This window comes from Pontibacter qinzhouensis (assembly GCF_008017455.1).
GTDB lineage: Bacteria > Bacteroidota > Bacteroidia > Cytophagales > Hymenobacteraceae > Pontibacter > Pontibacter qinzhouensis.
The window spans coordinates 1-21611 of sequence record NZ_VRTY01000060.1 but is presented as its reverse complement, the minus strand read 5'-3'; the positions used below and the strand labels follow the sequence as shown (position 1 = coordinate 21611).

Annotated in this window: 16 protein-coding genes and 1 pseudogene; 2 read left to right on the top strand and 15 right to left on the bottom strand. The window is 47.0% G+C overall.

Annotated features, from left to right (window positions below; genetic code table 11):
• Position 1 precedes the first annotated feature (1 nt).
• The 6 genes from FVR03_RS15290 to FVR03_RS15265 form a co-directional block, all read right to left on the bottom strand.
• Positions 2-556, bottom strand: a complete 555-nt coding sequence (locus FVR03_RS15290; protein WP_147922634.1) for an NADH-quinone oxidoreductase subunit B — start codon at positions 554-556, stop codon at positions 2-4.
• 85 nt (positions 557-641) lie between these two features.
• Complete coding sequence (locus tag FVR03_RS15285; protein ID WP_147922633.1) at positions 642-1016, bottom strand: NADH-quinone oxidoreductase subunit A; 375 nt, start codon at positions 1014-1016, stop codon at positions 642-644.
• Between the two features lie 247 nt (positions 1017-1263).
• Positions 1264-2679 (bottom strand): T9SS type A sorting domain-containing protein, encoded by a 1416-nt coding sequence (locus tag FVR03_RS15280; RefSeq protein ID WP_147922632.1) that lies wholly within the window; start codon positions 2677-2679, stop codon positions 1264-1266.
• Between the two features lie 460 nt (positions 2680-3139).
• Positions 3140-4777, bottom strand: coding sequence for an L-glutamate gamma-semialdehyde dehydrogenase (gene pruA, locus FVR03_RS15275; RefSeq protein WP_147922631.1), 1638 nt, complete (start codon positions 4775-4777; stop codon positions 3140-3142).
• A 171-nt stretch (positions 4778-4948) separates the two neighbouring features.
• The gene (locus FVR03_RS15270) at positions 4949-5644 is read right to left on the bottom strand and encodes a YjjG family noncanonical pyrimidine nucleotidase (RefSeq protein WP_147922630.1); all 696 of its coding nucleotides are present in this window, start codon (positions 5642-5644) and stop codon (positions 4949-4951) included.
• A 140-nt stretch (positions 5645-5784) separates the two neighbouring features.
• Positions 5785-6171 carry an ArsR/SmtB family transcription factor gene (locus FVR03_RS15265; protein ID WP_147922629.1) on the bottom strand — a complete coding sequence of 129 codons (387 nt, stop codon included), beginning with the start codon at positions 6169-6171 and terminating at the stop codon, positions 5785-5787.
• A 125-nt stretch (positions 6172-6296) separates the two neighbouring features.
• On the opposite strand from FVR03_RS15265, the gene FVR03_RS15260 reads away from it, so the two are divergent.
• A complete protein-coding gene (locus tag FVR03_RS15260; RefSeq protein ID WP_147922628.1) occupies positions 6297-6974 on the top strand; it encodes a carboxypeptidase-like regulatory domain-containing protein in 678 nt (225 codons plus the stop codon).
• A 737-nt stretch (positions 6975-7711) separates the two neighbouring features.
• On the opposite strand, the gene FVR03_RS15255 is transcribed toward FVR03_RS15260, so the two are convergent.
• Both FVR03_RS15255 and FVR03_RS15250 read right to left on the bottom strand, forming a co-directional pair.
• Positions 7712-10042: a M1 family metallopeptidase gene (locus FVR03_RS15255; protein WP_147922627.1), complete on the bottom strand. Its 2331-nt coding sequence runs from the start codon at positions 10040-10042 to the stop codon at positions 7712-7714.
• A 53-nt stretch (positions 10043-10095) separates the two neighbouring features.
• Complete coding sequence (locus tag FVR03_RS15250; protein ID WP_147922626.1) at positions 10096-10689, bottom strand: HupE/UreJ family protein; 594 nt, start codon at positions 10687-10689, stop codon at positions 10096-10098.
• Positions 10690-11074: 385 nt separating this feature from the next.
• On the opposite strand from FVR03_RS15250, the gene FVR03_RS15245 reads away from it, so the two are divergent.
• Positions 11075-12304: a lactonase family protein gene (locus FVR03_RS15245; protein ID WP_147922625.1), complete on the top strand. Its 1230-nt coding sequence runs from the start codon at positions 11075-11077 to the stop codon at positions 12302-12304.
• 204 nt (positions 12305-12508) lie between these two features.
• Here FVR03_RS15245 and FVR03_RS15240 read toward each other — a convergent pair whose 3' ends face one another.
• The 7 genes and pseudogenes from FVR03_RS15240 to FVR03_RS24455 form a co-directional block, all read right to left on the bottom strand.
• Positions 12509-13057, bottom strand: a complete 549-nt coding sequence (locus tag FVR03_RS15240) for an REP-associated tyrosine transposase (RefSeq protein ID WP_147922624.1) — start codon at positions 13055-13057, stop codon at positions 12509-12511.
• 249 nt (positions 13058-13306) lie between these two features.
• Positions 13307-15928 (bottom strand): ATP-dependent chaperone ClpB, encoded by a 2622-nt coding sequence (gene clpB / locus FVR03_RS15235; protein ID WP_147922623.1) that lies wholly within the window; start codon positions 15926-15928, stop codon positions 13307-13309.
• Between the two features lie 407 nt (positions 15929-16335).
• Positions 16336-16926 (bottom strand): hypothetical protein, encoded by a 591-nt coding sequence (locus tag FVR03_RS15230; RefSeq protein ID WP_147922622.1) that lies wholly within the window; start codon positions 16924-16926, stop codon positions 16336-16338.
• Between the two features lie 11 nt (positions 16927-16937).
• Complete coding sequence (locus tag FVR03_RS15225; protein ID WP_147922621.1) at positions 16938-18281, bottom strand: hypothetical protein; 1344 nt, start codon at positions 18279-18281, stop codon at positions 16938-16940.
• Between the two features lie 44 nt (positions 18282-18325).
• Complete coding sequence (locus FVR03_RS15220; protein ID WP_147922620.1) at positions 18326-18919, bottom strand: YceI family protein; 594 nt, start codon at positions 18917-18919, stop codon at positions 18326-18328.
• A 1122-nt stretch (positions 18920-20041) separates the two neighbouring features.
• Positions 20042-21025 (bottom strand): hypothetical protein, encoded by a 984-nt coding sequence (locus tag FVR03_RS15215; protein WP_147922619.1) that lies wholly within the window; start codon positions 21023-21025, stop codon positions 20042-20044.
• A 357-nt stretch (positions 21026-21382) separates the two neighbouring features.
• A pseudogene (locus FVR03_RS24455) lies at positions 21383-21611 on the bottom strand (SDR family NAD(P)-dependent oxidoreductase); the annotation flags it as partial.

The following is a 21611-nucleotide window of genomic DNA, read 5'->3' as shown; positions in this document are numbered from 1 at the left end:
CTTATTTTATGTTGTAAGAGGCCAATAATGCCTGGTATTCAGGTGAGTTGCGGCGGCGAAGCGATTCATTTTCGGCCAGGTCCTGCACACGCATCACGCCATCCAGAATCTGCTCCGGGCGTGGCGGGCAACCAGGTACATACACATCCACCGGAATAATGCGGTCGATGCCCTGCAGCACGGAGTAAGTATCGAAAATACCACCAGAAGTAGCACAGGCCCCTACTGCAATAACCCAGCGCGGTTCGGCCATTTGCTCATATACCTGCTTTACGACAGGTCCCATTTTTTTGGCAATGGTTCCCATTACCATCAGCACATCGGCCTGGCGTGGCGAGAAACTCATACGCTCCGAGCCGAAGCGCGAGAGGTCGTAGGTAGAGCCCATGGTAGCCATAAACTCAATGCCGCAGCAAGATGTAGCGAATGGAAGCGGCCAGAGTGAATTTGCACGGGCAAGACCCACTATCTTCTCCAGTGATGTAGCAAAAAAACCTGCTCCGGCGTGTCCTTCCGGTGCCTCTGCGTAGTTTATATCTTTATGTGTATCGCTCATGTCTGAAATTAAAGTTGTTCAAAAATACGGTGTTTAGCCTTCGTTAAGAACAACAGTCTGTTAGCAAAAGTTTAATTCGTTCTTACTACTTCAGTATGCCTTTTTTAAGTTCGTAGTAGAAGCCGGCCAGCAGTACTGTCAGGAAAATCATCATCGGCACAAAGTAGGTCATGCCATACTCTCTGAAGTTGACAGCCCAGGGGTACATGAAAATAATTTCTACATCGAAAAGCACAAACAAGATGGCCGTCATGAAATATTTATAAGAAATAGGGGTACGGGCATCGCCAACTGATTCTATACCACTTTCCCAGGAAGCGTTTTTTACATCGCTTTTTCGCTTGGGGCCCAGCAGGTGCGTAAGGCTTAGCGCAAAAATAACGAAGCCCAGGGCTGCTGCAAATTGTATCAGAATTGGTAAATAATCTGATGGGACGTACTGATCCACAGATGTTTCCATATTGTTAAAGTGCTTTTTTGGATTTGGTATCAAAATTAGGGATAAATACCCAAGAATCAAAAGGTAAAATAGAACAGAAGTGGGTGCCCTTTAAATAGCGTTTTAACCTTCAGGCTTAACCAAAAGAGCCATGCGGTTGGCATGGCTCTTTTGGTGTTCTCTTGTTTTTTGCCTATAGGCCTGGACCTTAGCAAGGCCTATTATGCTTCGGAAGGCCTTTTTCATTAGAATAATTTGTATGGTAGCTTTAGAGTTTCAGCACCTTACGGGTAGCCACAGCATCGGCTGTGCTTAGTTGCAGCATATACAGCCCGGCCGGGAAGTTAGATAAATCCAGTTCCTGCTGCTCTGCTGTTGTTCCCAGTTGCTTTTTAAACACTGTTCTCCCCGTCATGTCTGTTACCTGTAGGGTGGCCCGGCCCGGTAGCTGCTTATAGCTTAGGGTAATTTTGTCGGCGGTTGGGTTCGGATAAACACTTGCAATGAGCTCCTCTGCAGCCAAAGGAGCAGAGGTAACGGTCTGGAAGTTGGAGTAGACGATACGCTCGGTATTAGAGAATGCTCTCGTTTGCTCATCCCAGTTTTGACGGATAGTTTCTGTTAGGTTGTTGGCCGAGTTATAGGTGTGTGTGTATTTATTGGCACCATAAATTACCCAGTTCCCGTTCTCTCTTTCCTCGTCCTGCCCCAGCGTTTGGTTGCCCCATGCGTCAAAGTTAACCGTTATTCTCCAGCTATTAACCCAGGCGCCGTTTTCCCATTCCTGCTCAATACCTACAAAGCTGTTGTTGTCTCCAAACACGGCGTCATACTTTTCCTCATTCACCCACTGCCCGTTTTCCCATACCTGGTTTAGATAGCTTTTTACAGGTTGGTCAAAGAACGTGTCGAACGTTACATTGGTTGAGAAAGTATGCCATACAATATCGATAGTACGCTCAGTGTTTACCAAAACGCCATCACGGTTCGGTTCCATATACAAAAGGGAGGTTGGGCCTGAATTAGCATTAGCATAAGTTAATGTATAGCTTTCTTCCACTAACCAGTTCGAGCCATCTCTATCGTACCCTGTTAAGCTTTCGAAGTTGCCAGCAGCATTGTATGCGACCACTGATCTGTAACGAAGCTCCCACCTGTTGTTGCTCCAATTGCTTTCTATAGATTCGGTTACTTTGCCACCAGCGTTATAGGTGTAAGCTGTTCTCCAGCCACCGTTCAACTCCCACTGACTACCGTTCCAGTTCTCATATTTATTTTCTGTTTCGTTACCATATTGGTCATACGTCCAGGTTTCTCTGGTTAAGTTAGATCCGGTAGGCGATTTTTCTGTTATACTGGTTACAAGCCCTGCGCCATCGTAGGTGTAGGTATTGGTGGTTTCGTGTCGCCAGTTTGCACCATTTGGGGAGTAGTGCATGCTGGTAAGTGGCTGTGCGCTGGTAGTAGCTGCGGCAAGTCTTGCTAAGCTTTGGGTTGAAACACTGGTGGTAGCCTCTCTTTTAGTGGGTAGAGGCTGAGTAGCATGTTCCCTGACTTTGGAGAATAAGGCAGGCCGATTTTTTTGAGCTGTTGCTGCCTCTGCTCCACTAAGTAGCAGGAGGCCTGTGGCTATGGCCGGTACAACAATTCTGTTAAGCAAATAATTCTTGTAAAAGTTTTTCATAATCAGGGATTTAAAAAGTATATAGAAGGCAAAGGAAGCGACAATGTGAGGCTTTAACAATACCTGGAAGTTGGTATTTATACAAAAAATAGTTAAAATAATTACAAAACTGATAGATGGTTGCTAAAAAAGGGTAGAGCTTTAGCAGGAGAGGGTAAATAGCTTAAGAAGAGCAAGGGGGGATGAGCATAGCTGCCATTTTTGCAGCAGGGCAATGGTATGTGCAGCAACAAGGGCAAGCCTTGGCAAAATTTGAGTGAAAATCCTACTGGAGGCTGTTTTCATTTGAATAATTCAGAAGGGAACCTGGTGGTAAGGCTGGTTTAGTAAACAGGACTTTGCTTGAGCCGGTGCTTCAATAAGCAAAATTTTGTTTTTGAAACGCAGGATTAGGCAAAAATGAGAAACCCTGCTACTGAACTAGAGTAGCAGGGTTTTCTGGAGCCGTTAAGCAGGTTACTTATTTCTTATCTTCCCCCAAAAACGGATAACGATAATCTGTTGGCGACACAAACGTTTCTTTTATAGACCGGGCCGATACCCAACGCAGCAAGTTAAGCATGGAGCCGGCTTTGTCGTTGGTGCCGGAGGCGCGGGAGCCACCGAATGGCTGCTGCCCCACCACGGCCCCGGTTGGCTTGTCGTTTATATAGAAGTTGCCAGCTGCATGGCTCAGAGCTTTGGCTGCCGTTTCAATAGCGTAGCGGTCGCGGCTGAAGATGGCACCGGTCAGGGCATATGGCGATGTCTCGTTTACAAGTTGCAGCGTGTCTTCGAAGTTGTTTTCGTCATATACATAAATAGTGATAACCGGCCCGAATATCTCTTCGCACATGGTTACATACTGCGGGTTGTGCGAAAGCAGTACCGTTGGTTCTATAAAATAACCTTTCGACTTGTCATAGCCGCCACCTGCTATTATTTCTACTTCAGGGCTGTTTTTGGCATTGTCGAGGTATTGGGCAATTTTATCGAACGATTTTTCGTCTATTACGGCGTTAATGAAGTTTGAGAAATCTTCAGGAGGCCCCATTTTAAACGACTTCACATCTTCCTGCACATAAGCTTTTACTTCATCCCAGAGGTTGCTCGGTATGTAGGCACGCGAGGCAGCAGAGCACTTCTGGCCCTGGTACTCAAAAGCACCTCGCGAAATGGCGGTAGCCAGACCTTTGGCATCGGCAGAAGGGTGCGCCAGAATAAAGTCTTTGCCACCGGTTTCGCCTACAATGCGCGGGTAGGTTTTGTACTTATGGATGTTGTTGCCAATTGTTTTCCAGATGTTCTGGAACACGGCAGTGCTACCTGTAAAGTGGATGCCTGCAAAATCAGGATGACTAAAAATGATGTCTCCGGCGGTGGGGCCATCCACATAAATCAGGTTAATAACACCTTCCGGCAGCCCTGCCTCCAGTAGCAGTTCCATAATGACATGGGCTGCATATATCTGCGTATAAGCTGGTTTCCAGACCACCACATTGCCCATAAGTGCGGCAGAAGCAGGTAGGTTGCCCGCAATGGCCGTAAAGTTAAACGGTGTAAGGGCGAATACGAAGCCTTCTAACGGACGGTGCTCCATGCGGTTCCAAACCCCAGGCGACGACTCCGGTTGCATCTGGTAAATTTCAGTAGCGTACTGGGCATTAAAACGCAGGAAATCTATCAGTTCACAAGCCGAGTCTATTTCTGCCTGGTAGGCGTTTTTAGATTGGCCAAGCATGGTGGCTGCGTTCATTCGGGCTCTCCAGGGGCCAGCCAGCAGATCGGCCGCCTTCAGGAAAATGCTGGCGCGATGCTCCCAGCCCATGTTGGCCCACATTTCGCGGGCGGCAAGTGCTGCATTAATGGCCTGCTCCACATGCTCTGCCTCGCCCTCATGAAAATAACCCAGAATGTGTTGGTGATCGTGTGGCTGCACAAGCGGATGTTTCTTTTCGGTGCGCACCAGGTCGCCTCCGATATACATCGGCACATCCACCTCCTTCGACTTCATTTCCTTGTACGTGCGTTGCAGTTCTTCCCGTTCAGGAGAGCCTGGTGCATAACTTTTTACAGGTTCGTTAACAGGTGTTGGTACTTTAAAGAATCCGATTCCCATAGATGTGTTTTCCTTAGATGTGAATATAGTTTTAGTAGATGGCCTGCTGCTCCATCCGCTTCCGGATGCTGGCCGTGCTGCAAAGGTACGGCTAATCTGGAACGAATAAAATGGGCGATGGTGCTGCCACGTTTAGCTGGTTTTTGACATCTGCCCGTTTCCCTGCAAAAATCACAGAATTTGCTGTAGCTGGCTCAGGCACTGAATCTCATAAGTTGGTTTGCAGCGGTGTTTGTAGTTTTCGGGGTTAAAAAAAACCTGGTCTATACCGGCAGCTTTTGCACCCTTTATGTCGCACTCAATATTGTCGCCGATCATGAGGCAATCCTGAGGCTTTACTTTTATGCGCTCCAGGGTGTGTTCAAAAATACGCTTATCGGGCTTTTTGTAGCCGCAGCACTCCGATGTTACTATCTCCTTGAAATAACTGTGCAGCTTCGAGGAGTTCAGTTTTATATACTGCGTGTCTTTAAACCCGTTTGTAACTATGTGCAGGCCGTATTTCGGTTGCAGGTACTGCAGCAGGTCGTAAGTAAAAGGGAACACAGCCGTTTTGGTAGGGCAGAGGTCGGTGTAAGCCTTCGAGAGTCCTTCCGGCACTTCATGCGCTTCGAGGCCGAGGCCGGTCAGGGTGCGGATAAAGCGCTGATTCCGTAACTCGTCCTGCGTTATCTTCCCTTTGTTGTACAGGTCCCAGAGGCGGTGGTTCACAAACTTATATTTCTTATAAAACGAGTCGCGGTCAAACTTGCCATGTTCGGCCAGCTTAAATTCTTCGTATAAAGTAAATAAGGTTTCTTCGGAGTTTTTTTCAAAATCCCAGAGTGTATGGTCCAGGTCGAATAATATATGTGAATAAGTTTTCATTTAAATTTAAGTCAGATTATTAAAACGGCTGGGGCTTTGGGATGTTGCGGGCAAAGAGGCAGCAAAATAACAACAGATTAACTGCAGGTATGGTGCAATAATTGCTTCAAATGCAAGTTGAAGCTTTGAAGTATGAGCTATCAGGAGGCGGTCCAGCGACGGGTTTGCAATTTGTTTACAGCTAACTCGCGGTTAGAATACAGTATTTTGTAAATTTCCTGGTCTTTTTGGAGCACCGGATCCTGGTCGAGGTACGTGTAAATCTTCTGCAAAATATCGGCAGTGTCTTCTTTTAAGGAATAATACACCCATTGGTCTATTTTTCGGGTAGCCACCAGGCCGGAGCTTCTTAAGTAACCGAGGTGCCGCGATGTTTTGGTTTGGGTATAGTCCAGCACATGTTCCAGGTCGGAGGTGCACATTTCCTTGTTTCTCAGGATCAGGTGAAGGATCCGGATGCGCGACTCATCGGCTAAGGCTTTAAATACCTGCTCCCCAAACGGAAGGTTAAAATGTTTGAGTCTCATAGTTGCGTTATATCTGACTCTGTTTAAAATTCGTGCTGCAAATTGCAAAGGCGAATTTTCTCCCGGTCTAAACAAAATTAGCAAAAAGCTGCTATAATAAATTATTATGAAGTAAATTGAACCACATGAAGCTTACCCTAGTACCTGATTCTTCTTTTCTGAAAAAAAATAAATGGCTGCTTGCGCCACTGCTGGCGGTTTTTTTCTTTCTGTTGCTAAGTGCCCCGCAAGAAACAAAAGCCCAGGGAGGCAAACGCGTGGTGCAGCTTTCGGGCTTTGTGGCCCTGGGCGATAGCCTGTATGGTGTGGCAGCCGTGAGTGTGTATGTGCCCGGCACAAACCGCGGAACCTATACCAACGAGTACGGCTTTTTCTCTGTGCCTGTGCTAGCCGGCGATAGTATTGTGTTCAGTGGGCTGGGTTACAAAAAACAGTACCTTAAAATTCCGGCTACCTACGCCAGCCAGAGCTATTCTATTATTATGCAGATGCAGGAAGAAGCCACTGAATTGCCGCAGGTAGAGGTATTCCCGTGGCCTACGGAGCGCGATTTCAGGCAGGCCGTGCTGGCAGTAAAACTTCCCGACCAGGGCCGGTCTAACGCCGCCAAAAACCTGGACCCGGCCTTGCTGGAAGAACTTTTCAGGATAACGCCTATGGATGCCGGAGCTAACTTTAATGTGTGGAGTCAGCAGCAGGTACGTGGCATAGAACAGCAGAACATGATCCCGACTGTTAGTCCGTTTGCGGTGCTTAAGCTGATAGATATGATTAAAAAGGGGGAGTTTAAGAATAAGAAATAAAACAGCATTCTTTTTATACAATTAAAAAGCTCACAGCGTCAGCCAGACCTGTGGGCTTTTCTGCTGTATAGCTAAGCTAGTAAAAAATGTGATTAGTATTTACACCGTCCTATTTCTGGTTCAGCTCTTATATCTCTGTCATTCTGGAAGATTCTTGTGGGCGAGATGCAGAAGCAGCTTGTAGTGTTTAGTTTAAGTTCGCATAGTTACTGGTATAGCTGTGATAACGGAATGCAGCTATATTATTGCCTGCTTTCTGGTTCTTTTTGTCTTGATACAAAAAGAACCAAAAAAATCAGGATGCTCCAAACTCGCTGAACGCTCAGACAGTGGAGCCTCAATAGGTGCACCTGGCTGAAGTGTTCTCTTCGTTGCTTCCTGCCACAATACAAGGTCTATATTAGCTTTCTTTCGATGAAAATATTCTAATAATTTTGGCCTTCCAGAGGCTATTTGGGGCTAGAAGATTTACAGGATGTTTTTAAAAGGTATGCCTGTTCCTAGAATCTTATTCAAGTATTCACTCAATCAAAATTCTTTCATATCAACCATTTAGCCATTTAACAATCAGCAACTAACAAGGAGAAACAAACTCAATTATTCTAACAAAAATGGCCTCCAGAAGTATTTCAGTGGATTTAACGCCAAGGGTAAAATGCAGGAAAAGCATCAATAGAAAAAATCCCCCGCACCAAAGCTGGAACGAGGGATATTCTAACGGCTAAAAGTAAAGTCGTTTATTGTCCGGTGCTGTTGCGCTGGTTAGAGCGGCTGCTCGAGTTTTGGCGTTGCATCGGGTTTTGTGGCTGCTGGCTCTGCTGCTTAAATAGTTCGAAGCGCGACGGGGCCAGGCGGCGCGGGAACGTGTTGTTCGATAAATCGGTATCGGCTGTTTGCAGGAATGGGTCGAGCGTGAAGCTGGCTACCGGCTTTTCGGTTACAAACACCTTGGTGATATCGGTGTTGTTGAGGCGCCAGATCTCGGCAGGTATGTTTACCACTTCGTCTGTTCCATCTTCAAACTCCATACGCACGATCAGGGGCATCACCAGGCCGCCCAGGTTCTTAAAGCCAACCTCGTAGAAGTTCATGCCAGAATCGAGTATTTTCTTCTGCTCCGGCGACAGGCCATTCAGGAACGACTGGTAACGCTGCTGGTCGGCTGCTGTGGTGGTAAGTGGGTCGTAGCTGTTGTAGAAATCGTTCAGTTCGGGATTGGCATCTACGAGCGTACGCGGAATGTCCTGCAGGTTACGCTGCTGCGACAGGGTTTGTGGCGCCTTGTTCAGTTGCTCCCGCTTCTGTGCGTTTACAAATTCGGGGTTCTGAGAGTCGATGGTGTACCATTTTACGCCTTCAATAGCCATATCGGTGTGGTCGGTAGTGTAAAACCAGCCCCTCCAGAACCAATCGAGATCTACGCCGGAGGCATCTTCCATGGTCCGGAAAAAGTCGGCTGGCATGGGATGTTTAAAGGCCCAGCGGGTAGCGTATTCTTTAAAGGCATAATCGAACAGCTCGCGACCCATTACGGTTTCGCGCAAAATGTTAAGGGCAGTGGCAGGCTTGCCATAGGCATTGTTGCCGAACTGCAGCACCGACTCTGAGTTGGTCATAATCGGAACCTGGGTGCTCTTGTCGCTTTTCATATACTCTACAATGTTCTGCGGCTCACCACGACGCGAGGGGTAGTTGCGTTCCCACTCCTGCTCGGCAATGTACTGCATAAAGGTGTTCAGACCTTCATCCATCCAAGTCCACTGGCGCTCATCGGAGTTGATAATCATCGGGAAGAAGTTGTGACCAACCTCATGAATAATAACCGAAATAAGGCCATACTTGGTGCGGTCGGAGTAGGTGCCATCTGGTTCAGGGCGATAGCCATTAAACGAGAGCATCGGGTATTCCATGCCACCCACTGGCCCGTGCACCGAAATAGCTACCGGGTACGGGTAATCAATGGTATGTTTGGAATAAACCTGCAGGGTATGCGCTACTGAGGCTGTGGAATACTGGCCCCAAAGTGGGTTTCCTTCTTTTGGGTAGTACGACATGGCGAGAATGTTCTTGCCAGCCACACGTACATTCATGGCATCCCAGATAAATTTACGGGAACTGGCCCAGGCAAAATCGCGCACATTGGTGGCGGCATAAGTCCAGGTTTTCTTTGCGCTGGCTTTTGATTTTTCAGCTTGTGTGGCTTCCTCCTGCGTTACAATCACCACCGGTTTGTTGCTTTTGGCGGCATCGGCAAAGCGTTTCTGCTGCGTGGAACTCAGTACCTGGCTGGCGTTTTGCAGTTCGCCGGTTGCGGCTACCACATGGTCGGCCGGAACGGTAATGCTCACTTTATAGTCGCCAAAAGGGAGCGCAAATTCACCGCTGCCCAGAAACTGCTTGTGCTGCCAGCCATTTACATCGTCGTAAACGGCCATGCGCGGAAACCACTGCGCCATTTCGTAGAGGTAATTGCCGTCGGTAGGGAAGTATTCGTAGCCGGAGCGGCCGCCCAGCGTTAGCTGGTTATTAATATTATGGTGCCAGTCTATGCTGAACGTAAAACTCTGCTTCGGCTTTAGCGGCGAGGGCAGGTCTACGCGCATCATAGTGTTGTTTATGGTATAGTTCAGGGCTTTGCCGCCCCGTTCTTTCACGGCCTGTATTTTAAAGCCACCATCAAAATTCTCGCGTGCCAGTCGCTCCATCGCCTGTATCGACATTCTTTCTTCCAGGCTTCCTGTTCTGGTGAGGTTGCTCATGGAGTTAGGCTCGTAAATGTTCTGATCCAGCTGTAGCCACAGGTAGGTGAGCACATCGGGCGAGTTGTTGGTGTAGGTAATGGTTTCGGAGCCGGTAACAGACTGGTTCTGGTCGTTGAGTTCTACCTTAATGGTATAATCGGCGCGCTGCTGCCAGTACTGGTGCCCTGGTGCGCCGGAGGCAGTTCGGTAGGTATTGGGTGTAGGCAACTCCTGACCTAGCTGACCGAACTTTGTATCCTGGGCTTTAACGGCCAGCGGGCCAGCCAGAAAACAAAACAAGGCAATGCCCTTTAATAGGTTTCTCATTCCGGTTAGGTATGTATTTGTAGTTAGATTGTAAAAGTGCAGTAAATTAAAGCCTAAAAGATACTATTTTCCATCATTAAAACCAAAGCTATGCCTGTCGCAGCACTCGAAAGTACCATTATCCAATCGCGGCGTTTCAGGCGGAGCAGGTTCAGGGCCACAAAACCGGCCACCAGAATTATGGCCACGATCAGGAGCTGGCCCAGTTCTATGCCGATGTTAAAGGCAAGCAGCTGTTCCCATATTTTGCTGTTGCGCCCCAGTAGCGAACGCAAAAAGTTAGAAAAGCCCATGCCATGAATAAGCCCGAACACAATGGCCAGCAGGTTATGAAACGACCAGACTGGGTGCTGGTTGGTGGCGGCTCCTTTTAATTTAAAGAAGTTGGTAAAGCAGGTAAATAAAATGGTAACTGGTATCAGAAACTCGATCAGGTCGGAATCGAACTTAATGATGTTGAACGTAGACAAAGCCAGCGTAACAGAGTGGCCCAGGGTAAAGCTGGTAACCAATGCAATTATTTTTCGCCAGTCGCTGAGGGTGTAAATCGCACATAGCGCCAGCAGAAACAGCATGTGGTCGTAGGCTCTGAAATCGTAGATATGATGAAACCCGAGTTTAAGGTACGTCTGAAATGTAGAAGACACAATAGCTTTTTTGAGTGTAACTAAGTTGCAAAATAAACCATTAAGCAAAGGATTGCAACATAAAATATGCAGCTACACTTTTAAAGTGTGTGCAGAGGGTATGGCCGATTCAGGAATTTTAAGTAAGTTAACACTGCAGACAAGGTAGGAGCTATATACGAAGTAATGGACCTATGGAAATTTGTTGCTGCTTCAGGTTTCTGCCTGAAGCCGGAGGAGTAGGGGCGCTCCCAAACACATTTTACTGGCACCGATCCTGCACAGTTGGTTCCGGCTCCAAACAAATTATGCTAATGAAAATGCCCTTCAGAAGCTTTTTTGGCTCTTTTTTGTCAAGGCTTCCCGTTATTTTAATCTGATTTCAATTTATAAAACATCAACACAAATGAGAAAAATGTATAACCATATGCGCAACAGCTTTGTAAAAGTAACTGTAGCGGGCCTGGTGCTGGCTATGTCGGCCTGTAACACCTCTTCTTCCGATGCAAACAGCACGGCAACAGCTGAGGAAACAGGTAATCGTGAAACTAACTCAGAAGAATCGTATATGGTATACCTTGGCACAAGTGGCGCAGATGAGCAAGAAAATATTTTTATGTATAGCCTGGACACCGAAACCGGAGCCCTGGCAGCGGTAGGTGCTGCTAAAGGTGGCGCTAAACCTACGTACCTGGCATTTAGCGAAGACCGCAAATTTTTATATGCCGTTAACGAGAAAGGCGATTTTGGTGGAGAGAAAAGCGGAGCCGTTACGGCTTTTTCGGTAGACCAGCAGAGCGGGCAACTCACCATGCTAAACCAGGTGGCCTCTAAAGGTACCGGCCCCTGCCATGTGTCGGTTGATGAGAAAAACGGTATGGTGCTAGTAGCGAATTATGGCGGTGGCAATGTAGCCGCTTTGCCTATGCAACCAGATGGCAGCCTGGCAGCAGCTGCAGGAGTAGGTCAGCACAAAGGTTCAGGCCCGAACAAAGACCGGCAGGAGGGGCCGCATGCGCATTTTATTACGCCCGACCCTGCCAACAAATTCGCTTTTGCCGTAGATCTGGGTACCGACCAGGTATTAGGGTACCGGTATCAGGATAAAAAGTTAGTACCGAATGAGCCTGCAGTAGCCTATACTGTAAAGGCAGGTTCCGGCCCACGCCACATGGCTTTCCATCCGAACGGGCGTTTTGCTTTTTTAATTAATGAGCTTAACTCTACTATGGTAGCGCTCTCTTACAATGCCGATAAAGGCACTTTTTCTGAGGTACAAACTGTGGCTACAATCCCGGCTGATTTTAAAGAAAATAACCAGTGCTCTGCTGTGAAAGTATCTCCGGATGGTAAGTTCCTGTACGGGGCTAACCGTGGGCACAACAGCATTGTGGTATATGCTATAAACCAAAGCACCGGAGAGCTAAAGCAGGTGCAGCACGAAAACGTAGGCGGCGACTGGCCCCGCGACTTCACCATCGACCTTACCGGAAATATTTTACTGGTAGCTAACGAGCGCTCTAACAACCTCGTCACTTTTAAAATAGACAAAGCCTCCGGTAAACTTACGCCAAGCGGCCACGAGGTGCAGGTGGAGGCACCAATGTGCCCGGAGGTGGTGCCGGCGTTTAAGTAGGTTTAAGAGCTAATTTTTAAGAAGGTTGTGCTGTGCTGAAGGGGGAGTAGTAGTGATGTTACGCCTGCGAGCTTTCAAGTCGTGGGAATAGTGAGGCGAGTTTTCAACTCGCGAGGACTATTAAGGTGTGCAACGTGAGCTGAAAGCTCACCTCATGTATAACCACGAGCTGAAAGCTCGCGGGAGTGATGTCTGTTTTGATGTTTATTCTATTAGAATTACATCTAGTAAGCCTTCCTGACCGGCATAATCTCTTGCGCTGCTGTACAAATAGTCTTGTGGTTGTTCTACAAAGCCTGCTTCTACCGGGTTGTGGTGCAGATAGTCCAGCTTCTGCTGCATCATAAAGTTGTTAGAAAGCTCAATAGGGTGGTTGTGGTGTTGCCAGAATTGGTAAGTTTCGTTGTGAGGGTTTCGGGTGCCAGCTCTTTTGAACATCCAGAGCATCCACTCTTTGCGACTCTCCTGGTTGTGTTCCTCAATGGTCTTTAAAATTCTTTTTGCTGTATGTCGTTTCATATCACGAAGGATACCATCTATGGGCTCTTTGGTACTGCCTACAATCAAATGAACATGACTGCTTATAAGGCACCATGCATACAGCTCAAATCCTTTGTTAGTGATGCAGTACTTCAGGCTATCAACAATTATATCTTTATACTCCCGCCGCACAAACATGTCAATCCAGTTTACGACAGCAAAAGAAACAAAATATAGCTTTTCACGATCCCGAAATTTGTAGTTACGGCTCATGAAGTTTTTTACTAAATCAGCAGAAATTAGGTTATAAAAAACTACTCCCGCGAGCTTTCAGCTCGTGGGAACAATGAGGCGAGTTTTCAACTCGCGAGGATGATTATAATGTGCAACGTGAGCTGAAAGCTCACTCCATGTGTAACCACGAGCTGAAAGCTCGCGGCAGTACATCGTTACAAAACAAAAGCCCCGCTACTCCTGGTGAAATAGCGGGGCTTACTCAACTAAACTTTAACTCACAAACAATTATTTATCGGTTGGCAGTTCGATGTCTACGTTTACGAACTGGATTTTGCTATTCTGTAACACGGCCTCTACCACCGAATCCTTACTGATTCTGCCAGAGAGAATTTCTTTCGATAACTCGTTCAGGATCTGGCGTTGCAGCACACGCTTCAGCGGGCGGGCACCAAATTGCGGATCGAAACCTTGATCGCCCAGGTAATCCAGTACTTCATCGGTAGCCACAAGTTCTATGCCAGCTTCTTCCAGGCGCTGCTGAATGTGGTGGAATTGAATATCAACAATCTTGCGGATGTCGCCACGGCTCAGAGGACGGAACATCACCAGTTCATCGATTCGGTTCAGGAACTCCGGCCTTACCGATTTCTTCAGCAGGTCGAACACCTCGACTTTGGTACGCTCTATTACCTCCTCTTTGTTGTACTCCTCCATGCTCTGAAAATTCGACTGAATAATATGAGAGCCAATGTTGGAGGTCATGATAATAATGGTGTTCTTGAAATTCACCACGCGCCCTTTGCTGTCGGTCAGGCGGCCATCGTCGAGCACCTGAAGCAGAATGTTGAACACATCAGGGTGCGCTTTCTCGATTTCATCTAGCAGTACCACAGAGTAAGGCTTGCGACGGATAGCCTCCGTTAGCTGACCACCTTCGTCGTAACCCACGTATCCTGGAGGTGCACCAATAAGGCGACTCACGGCATGGCGCTCCTGATACTCGCTCATGTCGATGCGGGCCATAGCGTTTTCATCGTTAAACAAGTAATCGGCCAGGGCTTTAGCCAGCTCGGTTTTACCTACACCAGTAGTGCCCAGGAAGATAAATGAACCGATTGGGCGTTTTGGGTCCTGCATACCGGCCCGGCTTCGGCGTACTGCATCCGAAATAGCTTCTATCGCTTCTTCCTGGCCTGCCACACGTTTACCAAGTTCCTGCTCCAGGTTAAGCAGCTTTTCGCGGTCGCTCTGCAGCATTTTGCTTACAGGAATACCGGTCCATTTAGCTACTACTTCGGCAATATCTTCGGCATTCACCTCTTCCTTCAGCATCGGGTTTTCGCCCTGCATTTCGCGTACCTGCTCCTGCAGTTGCTTCAGGTGAGCCTCTGCTTCCTGAATTTTACCGTAACGCAGCTCTGCTACACGGCCATAGTCACCGGCACGCTCAGCCTGCTCCGCTTCCAGCTTGTACTGCTCAATGTTTTCTTTCTCTTTCTGAAGCCCCTCTATAATCTGCTTCTCATTCTGCCACTTGGCTTTCAGGTCGTCGCGTTTGCCGCTCAGGTCGGCAATTTCTTTGGAGAGCACCGATTCTTTGTCTTTGTCGTTTTCGCGGCGGATGGCCTCTCGCTCGATCTCCAGCTGCATGATGCGGCGCTGAATCTCGTCGAGCTCTACGGGCAGCGAGTCTATCTCGATACGCAATTTGGCTGCGGCCTCGTCCATCAGGTCAATGGCTTTGTCGGGCAAAAAGCGGTCGGAGATGTAGCGGCTCGAAAGCTCTACTGCCGAAATAATGGCATCGTCTTTAATCCGTACACCGTGGTGCAGCTCATATTTATCTTTGATACCGCGCAGAATCGAAATCGCATCGGGTACGCTCGGCTCATCGACCATTACCGCCTGGAAACGTCGCTCCAGCGCTTTGTCCTTCTCGATGTATTTTTGATACTCTTTCAGCGTGGTAGCACCAATGGCATGCAGTTCGCCGCGAGCCAGGGCTGGTTTCAGTAGGTTGGCTGCGTCCATGGCACTTTCGCCGCCTGCACCGGCACCTATCAGGGTGTGGATCTCATCTATAAAGAGTACGATTTCGCCTTCTGCGTCTATTACTTCTTTGATTACCGCTTTCAGGCGTTCCTCAAACTCGCCTTTGTATTTGGCACCGGCCACGAGCAGGCCCATATCGAGGCTCATCAGCGTTTTGGACTTCAGGTTTTCGGGCACGTCGCCAGAAACGATGCGTTGTGCCAGGCCTTCCACGATGGCAGTTTTACCCACACCAGGCTCTCCTAACAGCACCGGGTTGTTTTTGGTGCGGCGGCTCAGGATCTGCAACACTCTGCGGATCTCTTCGTCGCGGCCAATGACCGGGTCTATTTTGCCGGAGCGGGCCAGCTCGTTCAGGTCCTTGGCGTAGCGTTTGAGCGAATTGTATTTAGCTTCGGCATTCTGGTCGGTTACCTTGGCACCGCCTCGCAGTTCTTTTATTGCTTTTTTAAGGTCTTTTTCGTTAAAGCCAACATCCTTCATCAGGCCGGCTATTTTATCGCGGCCAGCCAGCAGGCCAAGCAGCATGTGCTCTATGGCTACATACTCATCGCCAAATTCTTTTAGATACGAAGTTGCTTTTTGTAGGGCAGCGGCTGTGTCGTTGGCTAAGTAGGGGCCGCCTCCGCCTGTTACTTTCGGGTAGCCAGCTACTATTTCATCTAACTTGCTGTGCAGTATGCGGCCGTTAACGTTCAGCTTCTGCAACAGGAAGTTGGTTACGTTTTCATCAGTTTCCAGAATAGCTTTCAGGATATGCCCTGTTTCGATAGCCTGCTGCTGGTTGCCGCCTGCTATCTCGGAGGCCTTCTGGATGGCCTCCTGTGCTTTAATGGTATAGTTATTAAAATTCATTTTCTGTTCCTGTTTCACTTGTTGTACTCTGGTAACGGTATCATCAATATCTAAACCAATTGTATTTGTAGCGATATTTATGTAATTATGTCATGTTTTTAAAAGTCTTTTTTCTAATTATAAGCCAAAGTGGCAGGTGTTGAGTAAAATAACTCATTCGGAAAGGTTAGATCTTTATTAGTAGGCATACGATATTTTAGGATTGATTGCTTTTCGCGAACTATAAATTAGAAGTTGGTTTGGGGCTGAATTTTCCTGCAGCTGAATTATTTAAATGAAAATGCCCTTCAGAAGCATTTTGCTCCAGAATTTGCCAAGGGTAGTGTAAGAGGTTTGGCCTGGCTGCTCCTAAAAACAGCCACAGGCCCCGGATAGCTCCGGGGCCTGTGGCTGTTACTCGTTTTAAGTTAAATTACTGACTCTGTTAAGAATTGCGGTGCTGCTTTGTTGCTTACCTGCAATTCTACAATTATCTGTAGTTCTTCGTCTACTTTAAAAAGTCCGCCTAGCTTTTTAGGTGCTTTAAGACCAATTTCGGTAAAGTTCAGGCAAATATTACTTTTCATGTAAGTAGCTCCCTGGGCAGAAAACATGTTGAAACTAACATCGTCCATCATGATTGTTTTTCCGCCTACTTCAAATTTAAGAGCTCCTTTATACTCTTTGCCAACCTTTTTAAGGCTCATAACCTCTATTCTGATGTTCGGGTATTCTTTCGCATTTAATGTCTGCTGAAAATCCCGGTTCAGGAGAGGGTTGCCGCACCCAAACTGATTTACCGGTATGGTAACTTTTAGCCGGTCTTTTTTGAGCAACAGGGTATTGAGTAATAACGTATCCTGCTGGCTGTTGCAGCTATAGCTGCAGTTTATGTTGCCGAGAGAGGTAGCAGCCTGTACTGTTATTTTGCTTCCTTTAACAACTACAAACTCCTCTTTTGGTGGCGAAACCACGTTTGCCAAGGCTGCAACAGCGAGTAGGATAGGTATGAGTAACATGGTTTTAAGCTTTAGAAGGAAATAGCTCCCTCAATCATGAATCCGTCGAATTGACCTCCATGGCGGATATCAGTTGGAGCGAAGTCTTTGTATTGTTGTTTCACGTATTCTGCTTTGGCAAGTATGTTTTTAGTTACAAACCAGCCACCGCCTACTTGTACCCGGCTAAGTGTTACCTCGTTGTTCTGCACGTTTGGTGTAGCAGCACTTGGAGCCAGGCGACCGTTTACCACGTTGTAACGACCAGCTATATAGAAGTTCTCGTTAGCGCCTATTCTGTACACCAGGTCAGTTCCGAGTTGTCTCCATGTACGATCTTCCGGCTCATCGGCAGCGCCCAGTCTTCCTTTGCCTTTTGCCTGCTCAAAGTTACCGAAGAACTCAAGGCCTTTGTATTTCACGAATGGGTTCACCACCAGAGCTGTAATGCTGTTGGTCAGACCTGGGTTAATGTGGCCAGAGGTAAAGTGAGTGGCTGCTGTTACGGCAGTACCGCTTGCCACACGGGCAGGGTCCATAACCAGGTAGTAGCGTGAGCCGGCGCGGTCGCCACCATACAGGGTGTTTCTAACAGAGCCGCCGGTAGTGTAAACAGAGCCGGTTAATCTTACTCTCAGGTCTTCGGCCAGTTGGTTGTCGTACCCGATTTTACCGATGAAAGATGGTTTTCTTTGTCCGGGGTTCTGAATACCACCTTGTATCTCACCGCCAGTTATAGAGCCCACTGCCAGGAAACCTTTGTATTGGTAAATGGCTTCGGCACCAATCTCGGTTGTAAAGGCATCCATAATATAGTTGCCTACAAATGGGTTGTGGAGTGCGTGGGCGTTGTCGGTTCTTCTGAAGTGTGCATCGCCGTAGTTAATTTCCATGTGGCCAACACGCAGGGTCAGGTTCTGGAATACGCTGTTCACAAAGTTGCTGTTCAGGAACTCAGCTTTGTCTATCTGAATAAAGCCGCCTTTTACCCAGGTTTCAGGGTGGTGTCTGGATGACAGATACGTTACCAAGTTCAGTCTGATACCATCGGCCAGTTGTACATCGAGGTTCAGGTTGGCAGTGGCCAGGTTAAATCCGTTTTCGATGGCCATCAGTTGGTTCAGGTTGTTTTCGCCCTGCATAATGGCTGTGGCCGTGTTGCGGTGCTTTAAACCCTGGAACTGCTGTGCAAAGCCGCCACCTAATCGTACTTTAATGCCTTCGAAGGCAGTCGTGTCTGCTTTGCTAGTCTCAAATACATTCAGTCCTCGTTTGTCGTAAGGTCTGAAATACTGCATGTCGGAGAGCGTTAATTGTGCCATAGCCCCTATGTTTAGGCCAAGCAGTAAACCTAGAGAAAGTGCAAGTTTTTTCATGATATTGGTTTATTAAATATTTTGTTGAGATTTTAAGTATGCGGTTAAATAGAAGGATTAACTTGTTGAAAATTAACTTTAAAGTGAAGTTTCAGGTCGTTGGTGGTTTTGATGGTTCCTAAAAGGGCAGTTGGCGGTGTTAAGTTAAAATCTGTGAATTTTATAGGTGTTTCGCCAGTCAAGGTTACTACGCCGCCTTTTACAACCGAATCCACGGTGAAGGTAACTGCTTTGGTGGTGCCGGCTATGGTCAGGTTACCGGTTGCTTGCCCTTTCTTGCCATCCAGGTTCTTGTAAGAAGTAAGGGTGAACTGTATGTCGGGGTGCTTTTTGGTTTTAAGAGACTCGTAAGCGATGCCGTCCATTTTATCTTTGCCGCTCTTTAATGATTCCGATTTCATGGTCACGCTTCCGGCTGATATGGCCTTCAGGGTGGTGCCTTCGATTGTGATTTCTGCCTTACCCTGAGCTTGTGCAGAAGCCATTTCCCAGTCGTGGAGCGTAGAGCCTCCTGTTACTTTTATCTCGGGCTTGGCAGCCAATTTATAAGGAGCTTGTGCATGCAGAACGTTTGCGAAGCTTAAGCCTAAAAAGAGGCTCAGAAAGCTGATCAGTTTTATGGTTTTTGAAGTATTCATAACCTGTTAGTTAAGGTGGTTTTGTTGTTCTTGATGTGTCAAAGGTAGTGGAGAGCACCCCGGAGAAGTATGACCGTAGTCATCCAAAGAAATGATGGATATTAGTTTCTGCTATATAAGCCTGTAATGGCCTTTTTACGGGTTATTATGGCATTTTTTATGGCTCTTTTACCTACAGACCATAGGTAAAAGAGCATTGCCAGCTAAAATAAATTGTCAGGATGTGTTTCGGGAGCGGGTACTTAAGCCGTATTAGTCCGCAAACCGGTGCTACGGCACTTGCTGCATATAAAAAGCCCCTTCCGCAGCTGCTTTACAACCAGGGAAGGGGCTTTTTATATATTAATGACAGGAGGAGAGGCGGCAGGTGGTTTAACCCGGCTACTTCTTCACCAAATAGGGTTTAATAAGCTACAGACTGAACAGTTTGGTTCCGGTGAAATCTTAATCAAGATGTTTCGCACTTTAGATGCAGGGGCTCCTTACTGTTACCCTTGACACTATTCTGATGAAAAACTTTTGGAGGCTATTTTCATTTGAATAATTTGAGTTCCTGAAAAAGAAAAGAGGTTAACCTAACCTGTATAGCTTACTTACTGATGTTACGCACTCAGGATATTCAATTAAACATTATACTTCCAACCCAACAAATTAATTTACTGGAGGTGTAGCAGATGCTTGTAGCACTTGATCCCAGTTCTTGGGTTGAGCGCCTTTGCAGGTTTCCGGTGCCGCGGGAGCGGCAGCCCGCTTGCGGGCAGGAAAGATGCAAAGGCGCGATGCCCGAGAACGAGGCCCCGCTAATATAGGGCCCCTTCCCCAGCCTTGAGCCTAAGACTTTTCCTATAGAACAAAATAAATTGAGGGCACCGGATGAAACTGTTACCAAATGTGTTAGAACCAACTTAAAGGTGCCACCTACTAGAAGGTGCGTAACATCAGTTACTTAATCTTACTAAGAAGCTCCTGCAATTTTATTTTAGAGATAATATGCCTCTACAACAGAATTGTAAGGCGACCAGAGGCCGCGGAACAGTCGGCACGAGCAAGGACACTCGCGCCATGATCATTTTTAATTTCTGATTTTTAGTTTGTCGGAGCATTCCATCAGGGCAGGAGCTGTTAATGGGCTGCCTCGATAATAACTTCTTCTATCTTCCTTATTTTTTCCTTTTCGGAGTTGGCAATTGTTTCGCGCTTTCTGGTGAGGCGTTGGGGCCAGAAGGTAGCACTATTGTATACAAAGGTGTTATGGTCCTGAATGTCTATCTCAAAATCTGCCAAAGCTGTTATTAGCTCCTCCAGCCGTTTCTTCCGGTCCTCCTCGCTTAGCGATTGCAGATTAGCCGTCATCCTTCTGAAAAGATCATTTACCATCTCTTTCGAGTCGGCAGGGTCTAGCACGATGTGGTTTACCATTTCGGTTACGTGGGCAAGTGTATCGTGGTGGTTGTAGTATATTAAGCCGTTTGCCTTAATGGGAGCCCCGCCAAACAGGTTCGGAAAAACATCTTCGTAGGCCAGGGTGTCGTACTGCTCGAAGCCTCCGCCGTATGGGAAATGGAAAAATACGATCTCTTGAAAAGCAATCTGTTCGATGCCTTCTTTTGTGCTGAAAGCATCGAGCATAGGTTTCATGGCCTGCTCCAGCTCTTTTTTATTGGCTGCTTCTTTCGATTTTACCACAGCGGCCATAATCTCCTGAGTCATTTTGCGCAGTTCTTTCCAGTTCTGTATACCTATAAAGGTGCCGTAGGGGTCGGTTCTGTAGGTAATGCTCTGCAGGTTATGTTTCTTACTGACCTTGGTTATTTCTTCTGATAAAGCCGGTGTGTTGTTGAAGAGTGTTTCTCCGTAGCGCCACTCCAGTTCGTAGTATTTTTTGTGAACTTTGGTAACATGTACATTGGCAATGTAGGTCTGGAGAGTGTTTTTGCTCTCCTTATCATTTTTATACTCCAATACCTTTTTGGTTACTCTGAATTTTTGTGAATCACCTTTCTTCCAGTCGGCAACATACCAAACTGTAGAGTCTTCTAATTGAGCAAATGCAGGACAAAGGGTAAGCGTAAAAAAGGCTAAGGTTAAAATGTAAAGGTGTTTCATGCTAGGCGTTTAACAGAAATAAAAACGGTGCAATGTAATAATTTCTTTATAACATGCAATAGCTATGCTGCCAGAAGTTATTCATGTTTTTGGATTTATTTTGTTAGGCGCAGCAAGTGTTCGTAAACAGCGTCATCACTTTCCGGAATTCGAATTCTCATAGCTTCAGGATGCGGGACACAAGTATCAAGACATAAAACGCAGGACACAAGATTATTTTTAGCCTGTTAAATTTTTAAAGTCCAATGTTGACTTTCCATAAGTCTGTCATCATCTATACATCGCCGTCTTTGACACATGCAAAAGCCTTCTGCTAAACAAACAGAAGGCTTTTGCATGTGTATAATTTCAGGAGCTTTACTTTACTTCTTTCATCATGGTGTTCATGATGGTCGCCAGCATAGAATCGGGGAGTAAGGCGCTTTGGGCATGAAACGCTTTAGCTTTCAGGGTTGGCAGCACGCGCGCATCGCCGCTCATCAGGCCTTTGTAGCCAGCTTCTGCCACTTCCTGCGCCGAAGCCAGGCTGCCCTGAGCAATAGCAGTATCCTGCATATTGGCTACCTCAAAAAAGTTCGTGTCTGTT